Source organism: Neisseria sp. S1, assembly GCF_048060015.1.
Taxonomy (GTDB): Bacteria; Pseudomonadota; Gammaproteobacteria; order Burkholderiales; family Neisseriaceae; genus Neisseria; species Neisseria arctica.
Window position 1 is genome coordinate 141,918 of sequence record NZ_JBLUPI010000004.1, and the last position, 15,651, is coordinate 157,568.

The window sequence follows — 15,651 nt, forward strand, 5'->3', positions numbered from 1 at the left end:
TTACTCCTCCTTATTACCGGACATCGTCCGGGAAAATCCTTATCGCACCGCTTCAAAACTACTGGCAGCAAACCACCTGGCTATCGGCAGGCGCTTTCAAGCCTGCAATGACAAATGGACGTACATAATGCGCCACCTGCTGGACATTTTTCGCACTTACTACGCTGGCTGGAGCCAAGGCCTTCAAGACATCATTGCCTGCGAAAGCATTAAAGAGCGTACTGAGCGCCAAATGCATACGCCAACGCAGCATTTCCGGCGGCAAATGCGGCAACGCCCGTCCGAAAGCAGCATGAAGACGATCCGCCATTTCCGAAAACTGTTTGGCCAGTTCTTCACGGAAAATCTTGTATTCATCCAACATCAACCGTGACACCAACTTTGCCGCCGTTCCTGCCAACTCGCCCTGCTCATTCACTAATTTCAAGCAAGCCGCTATAAAACTGTCGATCAAATCTTCGGGAGTCAAAACCTGCTGCTGTGCTTCGGCTTCTTGCAGCATAGTCAGCAAGTCTTCCAAAAACGGAGCAATACGGCGGTTGAGGACAGCTAAAAACAAAGCCTCTTTCGAACCGAAATGATAATGCGCAGCCGCCACGTTCACTTTTGCATCCCGCATAATCTGCCGCAGCGAAGATGCAAAAAATCCGTGCAAAGCGAAGTGGGACTCTGCAGCGCTTAGGATACGCCCGATCGTTTGGCAGTCTCCGTTAGAGTTCATACGCAAATCATTCAAAAAAATTAAATCAGCTGTTTGATTGAAACATACGTTTTAATTTTATTTGTGTCAACCAGTTAGCAGATACTATTTTAGAGCAGTGCATCCAAATATAGGTAACGTGGCATATGATTATTATTTACTGGTCATAGGTATGCCGCTACAAATAACAAACAACTTGGCTGCAACCATATCCACAAATAAACCCACCCGCTTCGTCCGATACAACCCGGCATTACCCCAACTCGTCCAAAGGTTGATTTCAACTGCACAACACAATAGCCAACCAACCCTTTTGCCGCTACACTAAATGCTTTGCACTATAACTGCCCGCTTGCTTTATGAAACGGATATTCACTTCCCTGCCTGTTTGGATCGTATTGGCCGACATGGCTTACGGCTTCGTACTAAACATTCTCCAAAGCTTAAATCTTTCGGAAGCCCAACTGCCCAAAGACGGCCTGCCCGTATCGCCCGATATTGCTTTCAGCGGCTTACAGGTTGTAGCCAACGGCGGGATGATCGTCATTATCGGCTTCGGTCTGCTGGTACTGTTGCAACTTAACCGCACAGTATTGCGCGGTACTATTCTGCCTATCGGTATTTTCCGCACCCTAGGCCTATTGGCGGTAATGGCATTCAGTCTGCCTTCTTTATGGGAATGGTTTTGGGCCTTGCTGCATTTCGCAGGCGGCAGCAGTACCATTGCCTTTAACAATCCCCGTTACCTCATCACTGCATTCTGCCAACCACTCATTGCCCTGCTGTGCCTCTGGCGGCTTGCAGGTTGGTACCGCTTACACAAACAGCCTGCAGCTATGGCTACTCAAACCACCGCCGATATATAAGTTATACATACCCGGACAATAAAAAATGCCGTCTGAAAATTTTTCAGACGGCATTCTGATTTTCGTGCTGCCTAATTTATGATTATTGGCTGACAGGCCGTTTACGGATTTCTTCGAAAATATCCAAAAGAGGCTGCCATTTTTCAAACAACTCATCTGCCAACCGACCTGATGGAATACGCAACCAAGTAGAAGGTTCCCAGTTTTTTAAATCACCGCTAAGCCACTCATAAAAAGGCCAACTCGAGCTTTTTGATCCATTGGTAGAAACTCTTAATTCCTCAATTTTTTGTGATAAAACCTCATCACTTAGATATGCTTGCTCCTTCCAAACACCATAACAACAACTATGATAATAAGTACCGCTAAACTCAATCCCGACTCCCGCATCATTTTTCAGATAAAACCCAAGCCACATATATCTTGAATACGGCTTAAAATCCGATCCCGATCCGATACTCCACCCTGCCGCTACCAAACACGGATAACGCTCACGGCACTTACAACCCAATTGCTCACAAAGCCGCTGCCACAAATACTTGCGGATTTGCTGCTCCGCCGCAATAACTTCTAATGCAGACTCCAGATTTTTCTCATCACCGACAATATGTTCTACCAGCTCATTGGTATCTACGGTTTCTCCCATTACATCTTCCTTTAAAAACTGTATAAAGTACTCAACAAACTGGCGTATCTTGGGTGCGATTATCGGTGCCTCTTGAAGCCAATCTATCAAGCCGCCCGCATCCAACACCTTTAAATGGCCGTTCGTGGATACTAACCCAAAATTTTCTTTACTAATGGAGTGCTCGGACGGGATGCGCTCCAAAGAAGGCAAATAAACCAGGCAATACTGATCTTTAGATTTGCTCTTCAAATCCTCAATATAATCTTGTATTTGCTGTGGCTGATCTGCCGCATCGCGTAATTTATTTTCTATCGATAAAGCCCAAACACTCTTCGAACCGATAAATCCTTCGATAAAAATATCGTGCCGCCGCTTGCTTCCTATGGTTTTTTCCAACGAAACCCCAACGCTTTCATAGCCTAAAAACGAATACAGCTTCATTCTTTTCAAAAAAGCATTCAACAGCAAATCGCCTTGGCCATGGCTTTCCTTCGGATCCAATAAAAAAGCCAATACTGCCGACAAACCGTTTTCATTAGTAGTGAAAAAGCGGAACGGATTAAATCGGTAAGCATCATGCAATTCCGTTTTCCGTGCTTCTCTCCGCTGCTCTTGCAATGCCTTGTAAACCGACCGGAGAAAATCAAGATGTTTTCTAATAGATTCAGACATATTCACACTTAATTTATGATGAAAAAATTTACCCGTTATATCGACATTTTTTCAAACCAAATGTCGCCTGAAAAGCTTTCAGACGGCATTCAGTAACCCTGGTTGATAGTGCTTATTCAACTTTAAAAGGCAGAAAGGATAAATCCATAATATAGGCTTCTGGGTTTTGCCAATCCACCGTTACCTGCACGCTGTCGGCCAGATATGGTGCGGGATCTTCCCCCATAGGCGGGCTGACGAACTGCTGGATTTTACCGGTGTTTGGATTAGGTGCAACGGCAATGATTTCATAGCGGTCAACCACCGTTTCGCTACGCTTTTGGTTCCAATGTCTTACCTCTTGTACCGCAGCTTGTATCTTCACGCCGTATTGCGCAGCCTGTTGCTGGCCATCATACTTCGGCCACAACACGAAATACAGTAATGCCCCCATCGCAATGGTCATCAGCCAAGTAATCGGGTTGGGTAGTGCCAAACTCACCAGTAGTAAAACTATGGTGAAAACGGCGGCGATAATCAGCGTGGTCAGTGAAATCATTTCAGGTACTTCCTAGTGATGTTTAGATGCAAAGTTAAGAATCCTGCCGCACCGGCTTGTTTTGCCGTAACAGGCTTTTCCGATTTGCCAACTATTGTTATTGTTACCCACTCTGCAACATACACCGCCAACCTTTAAATCCATCAAAGACAACATAGGCTGGCTTATCGGTTACAGATTTCCGGTTTCAAAAAGCCCGACAATTCAAAAGGCCGTCTGAAATTTTTAATATAAAAGTTTCTTACGCGGTTTAACAGCAGTTCCGGCACTCGCCGGTTTCGCTTGAAGCGCGCCCAAAACGGCAATATCCAAAGTGCTTTCATTTGCACAATCCAGGCCCAAAGCATCTTTGTAGTGTGCGACTATTTTGACGATACCGTTAAAAGGTGCCGGTACAGAGCGGGAAGCCAACGTATCGAAAGCCGCAAAAACACTACCGTACGTTTCCCCTGCCGCCAACATATCGAGGCCGTCTGAAAAAGCCGTCAAAGGTTTTACACTCTCGCTCAACACATCGGCAGCAGCACTACCGGCTATGCTTTAATAGTTATAGATTAGATATAAAATTTTCACTTTAAACAATTCAAAGAGAGTTATCAAACTCTCTTTGAATTGTTTAAAGTTAAGCTGCCATAGCTCAGCTTAAAAAGATTCGTATAGATTTAATCAATATGTATGCGCAAGCTAGGCAAAATTTTTCAAAGCCGTTAATAAGTATTCTCTTGCTTTTCGACTTTCATAATTTATTGAACTAGGATGCTGAATACGATAGCCTTTTATTTCGTCACAGCCATCTATAAATATCTTACAACTTTCTAAATATCTTTTATGCAAATCCGCCCCATCAACTGCGAGTCCAGAAAACTGAACATTGAGGCATTCATCACGAGTTTTTCTTGTTACCTTATCTACCCCACACGCAATAATAATTAATTTTGGCTGCAACACTTTAATTTGAGCAACTAAGAGTTTTTTTGATACCTCTTCAATTTCCCTAAAGTACTCACTCTCTTTCGGATGACTTTTTTTATATGAGAAAGCATAAAGGTTACCCCAAAGAACTTTTTCTCTACCAATATTTTTTGCCACATTGCTAAAAAATCTAAAAAAAGAACAACCTTTCCCAGTTTTTTTATTCAATATTTTTTCTGCATACATTTTCTCCGACCATGATTTGGATTTTTCCATCGAATTCTCTATGTATTTTTCATTATAGTCACCTTCCAAGCCATACCATCCACGCGTTTCACGCCCAAGAATAAAGACATTAAAATTTTCTTTTCTAAATCCATCAGGGACAAATCCTAAATGAACTTGACTGAAATAATTTTCAGTATTTTTTAAAAATTCTGTATTTTCACTTTCAAATTCTTTTAAAATTCTAAGGTACTCTTTCGCAAGTTCTTGATTTAAATACTCCATTTTACTCCTTAAAATTATTTCAACATTCATCTAGCTTTTGACAGGTTACAACAGAGAAATCATCTCTAAACGCCTCTCTCTTAACTTCACATTTCAATGCAAATAACCGCTCAGTATGTGTTGAATACTTCCTCCAAATCGCTTCTCGCTTTTCGGCTGAAATATAATTTGTTAACCCATCAGAACACAGTAATAAGGTTTCCCCTGATTTTAGAACTGTCTCGGTTTGAAATATATTAAAATCATTTTCAGCATAATCAGCGATTAAACAATCTGTTAAACCATAATACATACCAGCATAGTCTTTCGATTCACAATTTTCAGACTCAACTAATTCGTTTAATAAAATATGATCATAACTTAATTGTTGCCAGTATCCTGCTTCAGTAATTTTATACGCTCGGCTATCTCCAACATTTAAAATCACTGTTTTTCCTGAAGAAAAAACCTGACAAGCAACAAATGTTGTACTTGCTCCATAAGCTGACCGAACAAAGAGATCACAAAATTGTGAGTGTGTCTCTTTTAGCCATGATTTTGATAATTCTTGACTTGTTTTTAATTGCTCTGCCCAGAAATAACTTGCCAAGTACCCTTGTGGGCTGCTTGAAACACCATCCATTACTCCTAAAATAAAACCATCTTGATTTAATTGAAAATCTTCAACTTTTTTATTTTTAAATTGATATGTTTCAACGCCATTAAATAAGGCATCTTGATTTCGTCTATTAGGACACGCCATTTGGGTAAAGGTAATACTATACATATATACACAATTTTATTAAAATAGGTCATATTAAATAGCTTAATAAGCAAAAATACTAATAATAACCTCTTCGCCTAAGTCTCTATTCACGCTTATGGACCTCCCTAAACCTATATTTAGTGTTTCACCCCTAAACGCTCTTCAATATACTCCATAACTATATCAGATCCATATGGAAATTCTAAATCATTAGCTGAAGAAAAATTAACTAGAATAATTTCTTTGTTGGACTTTAACCAAGCATCATTAGGAAAATTAAAATCCAATCTTTTTTAATAGAAAAACGGTAATATTTGATCCACTTTCTGCCTAAAAACATACTACTAATATCTGCAAAATCCACATTAATTATTCCTTGCTCTAAAATTAACTCCAGCATAGTATTTATTATTTCAGCACATTGCGGTATTGATTAATCATCTAATTTAAAAGCAATAATTTTTTCTTTTGGAATCTTTATTTCCAATTCATCAATTTAACTTTCACTCTGACAAAAAACAAAAATACAATCAACACTCTCACTATATTTACTCTCTAAATCAAATTCGACCAAATCAAGAATCTCACTTTCTATGCTCAGTTTAACGGCATAAGCCGCTCCCTTTCCGTGGCTGGATAGCGATATCGATTAAGTGCAGCGCATCGGCAGCCGGCTGCAATACGGCATGCAGTACGGGGCGGATATTCTCATGCTGCAACAAGGCCAAACGTTCGCTTTCCTTTTGACGTCTCATCAGTGAAAAACGGCAAAACAAATAGCCCAACAAGACCATTGCCAAAGCCGCCACCGCTGTAAGTACGGTAGCAAAATCGGCCGGATAGCCGTTCGGATTAAACCATACGGCAGCAGTGAGAAATCCGAGAAAGAAAATCACAACATATAAAACCGGCGCAAACACTTGCTGTAATTTATCTGCCATCGTTATCCCTTGAAAATGCTTTTGGCAGAGCCTGCAACTCAGAGTACCGCCTCCCTATTACTAAGCTTCAGCAACGAAATCCCGCGGGAAGGTTTTTTCGCAATAGTGGCATTTTAGTTTGGTTTGGCCACCGCTACCGCGTACATAAAAGCGGCTTTTTACCGGCTCGCCGTGACTGGCGCAATTGGTATTGGGGCAGCGCAATACTTCACTGATGGTATCCGGCAACCTCAGGTGCATTTTTTGAACCACTTTGAAGTCTTCAATCACATTCACAGTGGCTTCGGGAGCAAACAAAGCCAAGCGGTTGGCGGCTTTTTCATCCAAATGCACACCCGAAATCTTGATGATATCTTTGCTGCCTTGTGTTTTACTGGGCAGATTAAAGCCGACGGTGACGGCACTACCGTAATGCAGCAATTTAAACTGGCGCAAAATCGCCAAACCCCTGCCTGCGGGAATATGGTCGATAACGGTACCGTTTTGAATCGCTTCAACGCTGTATTGTTTTTGAGTCATCCCGCGCTCCTTATACTTCTTCGTTCAAAATCAAAGACAAAATCGCCTGCCGTGCATATACGCCGTTGGCTGCCTGCTGAAAATAATAGGCATAGGGCGTATCGTCGACATCAGGGTGGATTTCGTCCACGCGCGGCAGCGGATGCAGAATACGGAAATTGTCTTTGGCATTAGCCAACATAGATGCCTCCAAATTGAACTTGCCTTGGATTTTGGCAAACTCCTGCTCGTCAAAACGTTCGCGCTGCACGCGTGTCATGTAGAGAATATCCGCCCATTCCACTGCTGCTTCCAGCGAGGGCAACACCTGATAACGGCAGCCGGCTTCGTCCAACTCTTCGGTAATATAATCCGGCATAGCAAGACTGGGAGGAGAAACAAAAGCGAATTCGCAACCCCAACGCTTAAGCGCCTGTGCCAGAGAATGCACCGTGCGGCCATATTTGAGATCGCCGCACATGGCGATTTTCAAACTATTCAAAGTACCTTGGGTTTCGTAAATGGTCACCAAATCAAGCAGGGTTTGGCTCGGATGCTGGTTGGTTCCGTCGCCCGCGTTAATCACGGGTACGCTTGAAAATTCGGCCAACACCCGCGCAGCTCCGTCTTTGGGATGACGCTGAATAATCGCATCGGTATAGCTGGAAATCATGCGGGCGGTATCCGCCAGCGTTTCGCCTTTTTTCGCACTGGTATTGGCACCATCGGCAAATCCGATTACTTTGCCGCCCAAACGCTGCACGGCGGTTTCAAAAGAAAGACGCGTACGCGTAGAAGGCTCAAAGAAACACGAACCGATTAATTTGCCTTCCAGCAAATCGTTGCGCGGTTCGGCCTTGAGCTTGAGGGCAGTATGCAACAGCAGCTCAAGCTGTTCGGTAGATAAATCGGCGACAGAAATCAGATTTTGTCTGTAAAGCGGATTTGGCACGGGCTACTCCTTTTGCTTTTCCGAAAAAAAGCCCGTTTATGCACGGGCTTTCAATATTGGCAAACAATAAAACCGCTGCGGCGGGCAACGCACGAAAAAATGGCGGATGCGCGGGTTGGAATCATCATAGCGGCTTAAATAATTATCAAACAAACGCCTAGGATTATCGCATAAATCAAAGGCCGTCTGAAAGCAAAGTTTTCAGACGGCCTGCTGGTATATTCCAATTACTCAAACAAATTGGGATAAGCCGCCGCCAATCAGCACCGAAGTCATACTTAAAGACTTACCGATGATTTCATCATTGAAAAACACCAAATCCTCACCGGCTTGCCGAACTGCCGCAATATAGAGCAACGGCCAAAAGTGTTCGGGGGTAGGTACGGCAAGGGCGAAATCGCCCGAATAAGCATTTTCGTCAACCAACGCGGCAACATCGTGGTTTTCCAACCAGCTGTTCACCTGTTTCCGAACAGATTCGGCCCATGGGTATGGCTCATCAGCAGTCTCGCTTTCCCGCCAATCCATCATACGCAGATTATGTACGATATTGCCGCTGGCGATAATCAGTACGCCGCGCTGACGCAAAACCGCCAAACGCTGTCCCAGTTCGAAATGGCCGCGAGCATCCAGATTCATATCCAACCCCAACTGCACCACCGGAACATCGGCTTCAGGAAAAACATGGCGTAGCACGCTCCACACTCCATGATCCAAACCTTGCCCGAAATCGGCGCGAACCCGCTCCGTTCCCAATAGCACCGCTACCTCCGAAGCGAGTTCCGGGCTACCGGGAGCAGGATAACGCACATCAAACAAAGCCCGGGGAAAACCACCGAAATCATGCACCGTATGCGGCCGCTCCGATGCGGTAACCGCCAAGCCTTCGGTACACCAATGGGCCGATACGGCCAAAACAGCACAAATACCGCCGCCGTAATGGCGACGCAAGCCCTGTCCGACTCGTACCCACGAAGCCGAATAAGCGTTCTCTTGAAGTGCGTTCATCGGGCTGCCGTGACCGAAAAAAATTGCCGGAAGTTTCATAATGCTTTTTCACCATGCTATTTGACAGATACGGCAATATAAACCTTTCAGACGGCATGAAAAACCCTCTTTTCATTGATGCAGGATTTCCTGTCAAGAAACAAAGATCTCCGTATCAAACCAAACTTAAAACTTCAAGCAATAACAATAAGTGGAACTCTATCGTTCTTCACCTACACCCACGCGGCAATACCTTGAGAATCAGCCGGTTTGGCTTATGAGCCTGCTACCGTCATCCCCTCTACCCATACCGAACCGATTTTATTGGCCGACCGTTTCAACGCATCGTCGGCCACGCCGGCGATATTCAGATACATATCCTGTAAACGCCCGGCAATGGTGATTTCCTGTACCGGATAGGCAATAACACCGTTTTCTACCCAGTAGCCTGCTGCACCACGGGAGTAATCACCGGTCAGCATATTCACGCCCTGCCCCATCAATTCGGTAATCAACAGACCGCTGCCCATTTCCCTCAACAAATCGCTTTGGGAAGCATGGCTGGCAGACGCATAAAGATTATGTGCGCCACCGGCATTGGCTGTGGTTTGCATTCCGAGCTTGCGGGCGCTGTAACTGCTGAGGAAATAGCCTTGCACCACACCTTTTTCAATTACAAAACGGGGTTTTGTCGCCACACCCTCCGCATCGTACCAAGCGCTGCCGAGTGCGCGCGGGATATGCGGTTCTTCGCGCAAATCAAACCATTGCGGCAAAATCTGCCGGCCTAAGCTGTCAACCAGAAAACTGCTTTGACGATACAGCGCACCACCGCTCAAGCCACCGACCAAATGCCCGAACAAACTACCTGCCACCGTAGTATCGAACACCACGGAATAGCTGCCAGTAGGCACGCTGCGGCCACCCAAGCGGGCCACCGTGCGCGCCGCTGCCGTCCGGCCTATATTATGCGGCGTATCCAAATCATTCCGACTGCGGGCAAGGTCATACCAATAATCCCGCTGCATACCGCTTTTATCCGCAGCCACGACACTACACGAGATACTGTGGCGCGTACCCTTTGCATGATGCAGAAAGCCGTGGCTATTGCCGTATACATACTGGTAATGCCCCGTATGGATCTCTGCACCTTCCGAATTTTCAATACGCGGATCAAAGCCCAAAGCCGCCGCTTCGCAGTCCCTAGCCAAAGCCGCCGCCTCATCTGCCGGCAAATCCCATTCATGATACGCATCAGGTTCCCCGAATTCCGTAGCCATCAACCCGGCATCGGCCAAACCTGCACAATCGTCTTCAGCCGTATATCGGGCAATGGCCAAAGCGGCCTGCACGGTATCACGCAAAGCATTATCCGAGAAATCGGCCGTACTGGCGCGGCCTTTCCGCTGCCCTACGTAAACGGTGATATCGAGAGATTTATCCTGTTGAAACTCAATCTGTTCGATTTCCCCCAAACGCACGTTTACACTTTGGCCCAAAGACTCGCTCAAATCGGCTTCGGCCGCCGTTGCCCCGCCGCTGCGTGCCAAGTCGAGAGCTTGTGTACACAATACAGCCAATTCGCTTTTCTGATGATTAAACATGGATTTTCCGAAGTAATAGTTTGCTTGTATTTTAACCGTTTTCAGACGGCCTCTGCCAAAAATGTGCCTATCATCCGGATTGTGCTTTACACGGCTGTGATACAATCCTGCTTTATTGGCTATTGCATCCGGCACAAAATATGAACAATCAAAACGAACAAGAGTGGATCAGTAAAACCCGCATGAAAAAGCAGATGAACGATCTGCAGGACTTAGGCGTACAGCTCACCAAGTTATCAGCCGAAACACTCAAAAAAATCAATCTTCCCGAGGAACTGCTCGAAGCGGTATTAGCACATAAAAAAATTACTTCGAACGGCGCGCTCAAACGCCAAACACAATATATAGGCCGATTGATGCGTGACATCGATCCCGCCCCGATCGAAGCTTATCTCGCCCGCCTCAGAGGAGATAATGCCGCACACAACGCACTGATGCAGCGCATCGAACAAGCACGCGTGCGCCTGATTGCCGATGATAATGCCATTACGGCATTCATTGCCGACTACCCGAATGCCGACGTTGGCAAATTACGTACGCTAATACGCAATACGCGCAAAGAGCAGGAACAAAACAAACCGCCGAAAAATTTCCGCGCACTCTTCCAAGAATTAAAAATCATTATGGGCGGTGAAAGCGAAACCATACAAAATAATGATTACGATGCCGATGAGGGCTGATGTGATATAAAGCCCCTACGCACAAACAAGCCGCCTGATCTTAAGATAGGCGGCTTTTAAATTTTTATAAATTGAAAAACTGGGAATCCGCACCCCGCACTATGGTTTCAGACGGCATTAAATAACCTACGCGTACACACCCCTCAAACATACAAAAATTAACATAACGTCGGTTTGTGTAATAAAAAAAATAAAGCTTGCTTATCTCCGCCATAACACCCATACTGCGTACTTGTTCGATGTACGAAGTTTCTGGTTCTTGTTTTTCTTTGTGTTTCTTTTGGCATTCTGTTTCAGTTTCCCCAAGCATTCCTTAGTCTTCAGTACCCTTAATTTTGCAGTTCGGCAGTTTTTAATATTTTGACTAAGGAAATTCTTATGAATACCCAACAATTCGGCGCAGTAAAATGGTTCAACGAGAGCAAAGGCTTCGGCTTCATTACCCCTGATGCAGGCGGTGCAGACCTGTTCGTACATTTTTCAGCCATTGAATCCGACGGCTTCCGTACCCTCCAGGAAAACCAACGCGTAAGCTATACTGCCGGTACAGGCGCCAAAGGCCCCCAAGCCTTGAACGTAAAGGCCGCATAATGAGTGCTGCCCAGCGCAGAGTCCGGATTTTCTATATGCTGCAAAAGCAAAAAGAAATTCCCGTAAGAGACTCGAAAAATTAATAAAAAGCCCGAAGCAAACGCTTCGGGCTTTTTTACACCCTAACTTTCTATTTAAGCTCCTTTTTCAACCGTGGGCCGGCTGCTACCGCTTTCCCAACGGTATAGGGGCATAAGACAGTTGTGGCTTAGTTCGGTCTGGTCATCACGCTTTCTGCCTGCCATGCACATTTTGAATCCGTTTCTGCACGATAATCGACCACACAAATAAAAAGTTCAACTGTACAAGCAATACGATACCCACTACCTCAAGTACCTCTTGCAGTGTCCAACTGCCTACCAATGGTCGAGAAAGCAAAATATGGTATTTATCCACCAAGTAGTAAATTCCATATAACCATAAAGCCCAAGTCAGCATCATCAGAAGCCAGCTTTTCAGGGTAATCTTCATACAGGGTTTACGCGCTTTATTAATCACCATTTGTTTGCATAAGATTTGATCCGCCATGTTTCTCTCCTATTATTAAAGCAGATATCCCCTTTTACCTGCTTACTGTATGCCCCTATCAGGGCTAACCCAAACCGCTAATGTGTTTTTATTGCGGAACACCGCTTTCGGAAAGCCGTGTACCAATGTGATACTGTTAATCAGCCAAAATGCATACGGATACCAAATGCAACTGAGGAAATAACGGCCTAATCCGCGCTCGTATCTGTTGTCGATCGCCATCGACACGGAAAACTGAATGACAAACAGCATCAAAGTAATCAGGCTGCTTACCTCCAGCAGATGTAGGTTGAAATTACCGCTGTACAGGCTCTGATAAATACCTACCGCCATCAGGGCAAACAAGGAATAGGCCCAAATCAGGGTCACGAAATATTCCACATAAAGCGGCCACAACCGGAAATTGCGTAACCTCCATACCCAGCTGAAATATTTCAAAATCACTTCGGCGCCGCCTTGCGCCCAGCGCAACCGCTGTTTGTAAAGGCCACGTAATGTTTCTGGCATCAATACCCAGCACAAGGCTCTGGGCTCGTAGGCAATGTTGTAGCCAGCGGTTTGGATTTTCCAACTGACATCAATATCGTCGGTTACCATATTGGTACTCCATCCGCCCACTTGTGCCACCACATCGCGGCGCAATCCGACGATGACTCCTGAAACGGTGAATAACGTACCCATGATGCTTTGAGAGCGTTTAATCAGGCCGATAATCGAGCTGAACTCGGCCACTTGAAGCTTGCCTAATACCGTACTGCGGTTACGTACGCGCGGATTACCGGTAACCGCACCCAGCATGGGGTTTTCCTCCAAGGTTTGCACGATATAATCGAGTGCGTAGTAATCGAGTACCGCATCACCATCTATACCCACTATGTATTCGCCGCGAGCCTTCATTAAACCGTGATTCATGGCTGCCGCCTTACCGGAATTTTCCTGGGTGAGCGCAACTACCTTTGGATTAATTTCGGCCCATCGACGGATAATCGATAGCGTTTCGTCTTTGCTGCCGTCGTTGATAAAAATCAGCTCGTAATTCGGATAGTTCAGCTTGAGCAAATGGGGAATCGAATGATCCAAATTGTCGGCCTCGTTAAAACACGGTATCAACACACTCACCATGGGCATTTCTTCTTGCCCGTATTCGAAAGCCGGCTCCGAAGCTTGGTTTTCGAAAAAAATGAAATACAAGATCCCTGAAAGAGTCCAATAAACCGCCATTACGCCCGGGTAGAGCATGACGAAAATGCCCAACCATTCATACCATTGCAAAGTCATAATTCATTTCGCCGCATATTCAGGCCCCGCCTATATGCCGGAGGCCGTCTGAAAGAAAAGTTTTATCGTTTTATAGAAAAGTAAGGGTGTAATGCCTGCCGGTTTGGTTGATTATTAATAAAATCATCCGGGTAATAGCCGATATTGCGTATGCCTTCTTGGCGCAGCATTTTGATCCAGCCGACAAACTCTTCATCGGAGACAAGCTGTCCGGTACGCCAATTAACCGTTTGCAATTCGAAAATGGTTTTATCTTCGGATACGCCAGCCTCACGCACTTTTTTCACCAGTTTGCCTAGCCAATGCTTCGCTTCTTTCTGGTTGATATGTTGCTCGTTTTCCATATAAGGCATAGCCATAATGGGCGTATAGTCGTAAGCGGCCACAAACTTCGGCAGGCTTTGCGCAAACCATTTTTCGGCTTCGGGATTCATTACCACGCCGGCGTAAATGTTGCGGGCGGTTTTGAGCATATCGCTACCGTTGAAGGTATATTTCAATACCGATTGTTTAAGTGCTTTCGAATATTCGATAAGGTCGTCGGTTTTCTGAGAAGCTTCTTTTAACGTTTTCGTTTGGCGGCCTTTCCTGTTTTCAAAATCTGTCAGGAAGCCGTCGTCATGAAAGAGAATTCCGTTAAAACGGCTATGGAATGCCAAATCCTGATAAATTTCAGCGACTTTTTTACGGTTTATTTCGCTATAGGGTGACAAGCGCAAATAGTGTTCGGTATCCGGCCGGCCGGTACGGTAATTGGATACATAGTCGTAGCCTTTACCCAAATCAAATGCCATCATCGGCATCCACGCATAAACCTCCACATTAGCCCGGGTCATCAGCTGCCAAGCTGCGCGGCTGAACAAATCAGCCTTCATTTTGATATGGCGGTTAGGAAAGTACACGGATTCGGCTACACCGTTACCGTCTTCATCTGCATAAGCCTGTAGGTAAACGGTACTGATGCCGTAATCGGCTATACGCTGTACCAACTTATCGAAATTACGTTCAACCTGCTTGGGGTCCGGATCGTATACATAGTCTAAATCCACATGCACTACCCGCTGTATTGAGGGCTTGAAAACTTTGCCTTCGAGATATGCTTGGATAAAGTCCAAACGGCTTTCCTGATCAATAAGCTCCCGCCCCTGACGGCGTTGGTCGGCGGTGTTCAGATTTTTGTCTATCAACGTGAAGTTGCTGTCCAAACCTTCTTCACGGGCAATCCGCTCAGCTGTTTCGTTAAACTGCCCGTATGGCCAAACCAATACACGCGGCTTAACCCCCGTATGGCGGGCGATAGACTCTACCGAACGGCGGAAATCGCGACGCAGGCGATCGGCATATTCCTGTTCGGTTTCATAGCGGCCGTTACGGTAATTGCCCGGTTGGATAGCTGCAAACTGCGATCCGAACGGGTTACCTGTCAAGCTGTAATGCATATTGTCGGTATGCGAAGCAATTTCGACCAAACCGCTGTCATGCATTTCCTTAATCTGCTGCCAGCTCACAAATGCGCTGCGCGGTAGTTTTTGCCTACCGTAAGTAATCAGACTACCTTCCGGGCTATTCAACCAACTGGTTACAACGGCAAACACGGCAGGATATTGATAAGCTTTTAATAATGGGTAGACCAGCCTGTAAAAGCTTTCGTATCCATCATCAAAAGTAAGCAATACGGGTTTTTCCGGGAGACTGCCGCGGCCTTCGCGCGCATCGATAACCTGCTGCCAGCTCACCGGTGTATAACCGTTGGCTTTCAACCAGTTAAAGTGCGCCACCAGCTTTTGTACGGTAATGGTTTGCGGGTAGTATTTACGCTGCAAATCACCTTCGCGCTGCTCACCTATATATTCGATACCCGGGCGGGTTTCATCCACAATATCGTGATAACACAATGCCCCGTAACGCACCTCTCCCGCTTGCTTGGCAATTTGACCGGAAGCTTGCGCAGAGATATTGAGTAAGCCGAAAACAGCGGCAACTATAAGAGATCGGAATTTCATTTTTCAGACGGCCTTTTC

17 protein-coding genes are annotated in these 15,651 nt (G+C 45.5%); 3 read left to right on the forward strand and 14 right to left on the reverse strand.

Translation table 11 applies throughout. From position 1 onward, the window contains the following. Positions 1-58: 58 nt before the first annotated feature. Positions 59-721 (reverse strand): TetR/AcrR family transcriptional regulator, encoded by a 663-nt coding sequence (locus ACEPPX_RS04470; protein WP_416623097.1) that lies wholly within the window; start codon positions 719-721, stop codon positions 59-61. 338 nt (positions 722-1,059) lie between these two features. On the opposite strand from ACEPPX_RS04470, the gene ACEPPX_RS04475 reads away from it, so the two are divergent. Beyond that, positions 1,060-1,566, forward strand: coding sequence for a hypothetical protein (locus tag ACEPPX_RS04475; protein WP_047759966.1), 507 nt, complete (start codon positions 1,060-1,062; stop codon positions 1,564-1,566). Positions 1,567-1,648: 82 nt separating this feature from the next. Here the strand turns inward: ACEPPX_RS04475 and ACEPPX_RS04480 are convergent, their stop codons facing one another. From ACEPPX_RS04480 to pmbA, 10 genes are all read right to left on the reverse strand, one after another. Continuing rightward, entirely contained in the window at positions 1,649-2,866 is a 1,218-nt protein-coding gene (locus ACEPPX_RS04480) for a PD-(D/E)XK nuclease family protein (RefSeq protein ID WP_416623098.1), read from the reverse strand. 112 nt (positions 2,867-2,978) lie between these two features. After that, positions 2,979-3,404 (reverse strand): hypothetical protein, encoded by a 426-nt coding sequence (locus ACEPPX_RS04485; RefSeq protein ID WP_416623099.1) that lies wholly within the window; start codon positions 3,402-3,404, stop codon positions 2,979-2,981. Positions 3,405-3,629: 225 nt separating this feature from the next. Then, positions 3,630-3,914, reverse strand: a complete 285-nt coding sequence (locus tag ACEPPX_RS04490; RefSeq protein ID WP_416623100.1) for a hypothetical protein — start codon at positions 3,912-3,914, stop codon at positions 3,630-3,632. 174 nt (positions 3,915-4,088) lie between these two features. After that, entirely contained in the window at positions 4,089-4,826 is a 738-nt protein-coding gene (locus tag ACEPPX_RS04495) for a hypothetical protein (protein ID WP_416623101.1), read from the reverse strand. Between the two features lie 19 nt (positions 4,827-4,845). After that, entirely contained in the window at positions 4,846-5,592 is a 747-nt protein-coding gene (locus tag ACEPPX_RS04500) for a PP2C family protein-serine/threonine phosphatase (protein ID WP_047759970.1), read from the reverse strand. A 581-nt stretch (positions 5,593-6,173) separates the two neighbouring features. Beyond that, a complete protein-coding gene (locus ACEPPX_RS04505) occupies positions 6,174-6,512 on the reverse strand; it encodes a hypothetical protein (RefSeq protein ID WP_416623102.1) in 339 nt (112 codons plus the stop codon). Positions 6,513-6,572: 60 nt separating this feature from the next. After that, positions 6,573-7,031 (reverse strand): aspartate carbamoyltransferase regulatory subunit, encoded by a 459-nt coding sequence (gene pyrI, locus ACEPPX_RS04510; protein WP_416623103.1) that lies wholly within the window; start codon positions 7,029-7,031, stop codon positions 6,573-6,575. 10 nt (positions 7,032-7,041) lie between these two features. After that, a complete protein-coding gene (pyrB, locus tag ACEPPX_RS04515; protein ID WP_047759972.1) occupies positions 7,042-7,962 on the reverse strand; it encodes an aspartate carbamoyltransferase in 921 nt (306 codons plus the stop codon). A gap of 231 nt (positions 7,963-8,193) precedes the next feature. Further along, complete coding sequence (gene ygiD / locus ACEPPX_RS04520) at positions 8,194-9,009, reverse strand: 4,5-DOPA dioxygenase extradiol (protein WP_416623104.1); 816 nt, start codon at positions 9,007-9,009, stop codon at positions 8,194-8,196. Between the two features lie 215 nt (positions 9,010-9,224). Next, complete coding sequence (pmbA, locus tag ACEPPX_RS04525; RefSeq protein ID WP_416623105.1) at positions 9,225-10,553, reverse strand: metalloprotease PmbA; 1,329 nt, start codon at positions 10,551-10,553, stop codon at positions 9,225-9,227. Positions 10,554-10,693: 140 nt separating this feature from the next. Here pmbA and yjgA point away from each other — a divergent pair, with 140 nt between their 5' ends. Together yjgA and ACEPPX_RS04535 are read left to right on the forward strand one after the other, a co-directional pair. Further along, complete coding sequence (gene yjgA / locus ACEPPX_RS04530) at positions 10,694-11,233, forward strand: ribosome biogenesis factor YjgA (protein WP_047759975.1); 540 nt, start codon at positions 10,694-10,696, stop codon at positions 11,231-11,233. 378 nt (positions 11,234-11,611) lie between these two features. After that, positions 11,612-11,824: a cold-shock protein gene (locus ACEPPX_RS04535; protein ID WP_047759976.1), complete on the forward strand. Its 213-nt coding sequence runs from the start codon at positions 11,612-11,614 to the stop codon at positions 11,822-11,824. Between the two features lie 225 nt (positions 11,825-12,049). Here ACEPPX_RS04535 and ACEPPX_RS04540 read toward each other — a convergent pair whose 3' ends face one another. The 3 genes from ACEPPX_RS04540 to pgaB all read right to left on the reverse strand — a co-directional run bounded on the left by ACEPPX_RS04540 (position 12,050) and on the right by pgaB (position 15,633). After that, on the reverse strand, positions 12,050-12,352 hold the full coding sequence (locus ACEPPX_RS04540; RefSeq protein ID WP_416623106.1) for a hypothetical protein: 303 nt from the start codon (positions 12,350-12,352) through the stop codon (positions 12,050-12,052). A 42-nt stretch (positions 12,353-12,394) separates the two neighbouring features. Next, complete coding sequence (pgaC, locus tag ACEPPX_RS04545; protein ID WP_416623107.1) at positions 12,395-13,630, reverse strand: poly-beta-1,6-N-acetyl-D-glucosamine synthase; 1,236 nt, start codon at positions 13,628-13,630, stop codon at positions 12,395-12,397. 62 nt (positions 13,631-13,692) lie between these two features. Continuing rightward, the gene (pgaB, locus tag ACEPPX_RS04550) at positions 13,693-15,633 is read right to left on the reverse strand and encodes a poly-beta-1,6-N-acetyl-D-glucosamine N-deacetylase PgaB (protein WP_416623108.1); all 1,941 of its coding nucleotides are present in this window, start codon (positions 15,631-15,633) and stop codon (positions 13,693-13,695) included. Positions 15,634-15,651: the final 18 nt, after the last annotated feature.